Source organism: Aliivibrio sp. SR45-2 (assembly GCF_963890165.1).
In the GTDB taxonomy this organism is placed as follows: Bacteria; Pseudomonadota; Gammaproteobacteria; order Enterobacterales; family Vibrionaceae; genus Aliivibrio; species Aliivibrio salmonicida.
The window spans coordinates 1-2191 of the sequence record NZ_CAWPRC010000038.1 but is presented as its reverse complement, the minus strand read 5'-3'; the positions used below and the strand labels follow the sequence as shown (position 1 = coordinate 2191).

Sequence of the window (2191 nt, the reverse complement as noted above, 5' to 3'; positions counted from 1 at the left end):
TGAAGTTCAGTTATTTTTTCTACCATTTCCATATCCTATTTAAAGCTTATAAAAACTTAAATTATTTACGTTCAATTACTTTGACTTCATCATTAGGAGAAAACCATGCCATTTTTATGCAGCCATCATGATAGACAGGAATAGCAAAAAAAGCACCATCCGAAACGATTTGTCCTACTATTTCACATACAACTTCATTTTCATTAAATTTATAAAGAACTTTCCAACCTATCATATTGTTTTCCTTGTCTAAAAATATCTGTGATTAATTTTAAATTACATTTATATTTTATCAGAAATAGGTTTTAATACACCAACTATTGATTGTACCTATCAATTCAAACAATCGCATAACGCCGCCATAACACGTGCTGACGACCAGTTTTCAAAACCAATTATACTTTAAACCAAGAATGCCGAATGTTATAAGCATCGTGTTGATGGCTTTGTTATACGTTCTGCGCTGAAATAAGCTTCTATTAATGACGACGTTGATTCGTGAATAATTTCTATCGCTCCAATTACATTTTTAAATGTATCGTCTGGAATGCGCTGCCTATAGCTACCAATACCTATATATATTGAATCATTTTTATCTCCCTGAGTAACTGCTGAAAACACATGGCTATCTGAAAAATGTACCCAGCTACAAAGACAATCGTACATTTCTTCTATCCAAGGAAGTTCACTCTTTAACGTATCAACTAAATACCTATCAGTTAATTTTTGCTTTTTCAATTTTGGACATTTATAACGAGTTAAAGCTTCACCTTTCATCACGTGTGACGCTAAGGTTTCAGAGCATTCGACCAGACGAAAAGCGTGTAATCTAAGTAAACCATCCAATTGTATTCGTAATAATGGAGCAATAGCATGAAGATTGCGCGTCTCAATTAACGATGGCATAGCTTCAACCAATGCTACATTCCTATCCACAAGCCCTATGATAATTAGATCACATAAGTACATGTCTTTAGACGTATTAGATTCCATTTGCTGTCTAAATAAATTTAGATATCTAGACCTGATTTTTTTAACTATTGTATCCATATACTCCCCTACGTATAACGCTGGCGTAACACGTTTATTACCATGCAAACCAACCTGAATTTAACCGCCTTAATCACGAAACCCAAGACAATCCAGAACGCCGAATGTAATAAATCGTGTTGACGCGATTGTTGTGCGTGCTTACTTTCGGCTTGGTCAACTTGGTAAAGAACTGCCCTGCCAAGATTTTCTAAGCCTAGATTCTAATTTACCGATGCCAATTAAGCGAACAAAATGTTCTTAAACTGCGAGATAAAGTGACTGGAAAACAAATACACTTTTTACGCCATTTGAACGACTTGGTTTCAGCAGATTTGGAACTGATAAACCAAAAATCCTTGCCACAACTGGGATTGAAATGCTGCGAGTAAAACACTGATGCAGACTAAAATGAGGCATAACCAGAGAACAATTGAAACGTAAAATAGCTTCTGAAACGCCTGAACTTAGGAAAATAAGGGCTAATTTGCCGAACCTGATAATACGAAAACCAAAAGGTAGCAAAGAAGAAAGGAACGCTTACTAAGCCGAAACTACGAAAGCCGCGATTCTATTGACGAACCGTGCAAAAAATTTCGGACTCAGTACGCACAACGCTGGCATAACACGTTTATTACCATGCAAACCAACCTGAATTAACCACCTTAATCACGAAATTCAAGGCAAACCAAAAAAGCCGAATGTAATAAATCGTGTTGATGCGATTGTTGTGCGTGCTTACTTTCGGCTCGGTTAACTTGGTAAAGAACTGCCCTGCCAAGATTTTCTAAGCCCTGATTCTAATTTACCGATAGCAATTAAGCGAACAAAATGCTCTTAAATTGCGAGATAAAGTAAATGGAAAACAGATACAATTTTCACACCATTTGAACGACTTGGTTTCAGCAGATTTGGAACTGATAAACCAAATATTCTTGCCACAACTGGGATTGAAAATTCTGCGAGGAAAACACTGATGTTGACTAAAATGAGGCATAACCAAAGAACAATTGAAGCGTAAATTAACCTCTGAAACGCCTGAACTTAGGGAAATAAGGGCTAATTTGCCGAACCTGATAATACGAAAACCAAAAGGCAACAAAGAAGAAAGGAACGCTTACTAAGCCAAAACTACAAAAGCCGCGATCCTTTTGATGAACCG

At 36.5% G+C, this 2191-nt stretch carries 2 protein-coding genes; both read right to left on the bottom strand.

The features are described from left to right. Window positions 1-61: 61 nt before the first annotated feature. Complete coding sequence (locus AACV33_RS01990; RefSeq protein ID WP_155643810.1) at window positions 62-235, bottom strand: hypothetical protein; 174 nt, start codon at window positions 233-235, stop codon at window positions 62-64. A gap of 188 nt (window positions 236-423) precedes the next feature. Continuing rightward, on the bottom strand, window positions 424-1050 hold the full coding sequence (locus AACV33_RS01985; RefSeq protein WP_182700702.1) for a hypothetical protein: 627 nt from the start codon (window positions 1048-1050) through the stop codon (window positions 424-426). Window positions 1051-2191 lie beyond the last annotated feature (1141 nt).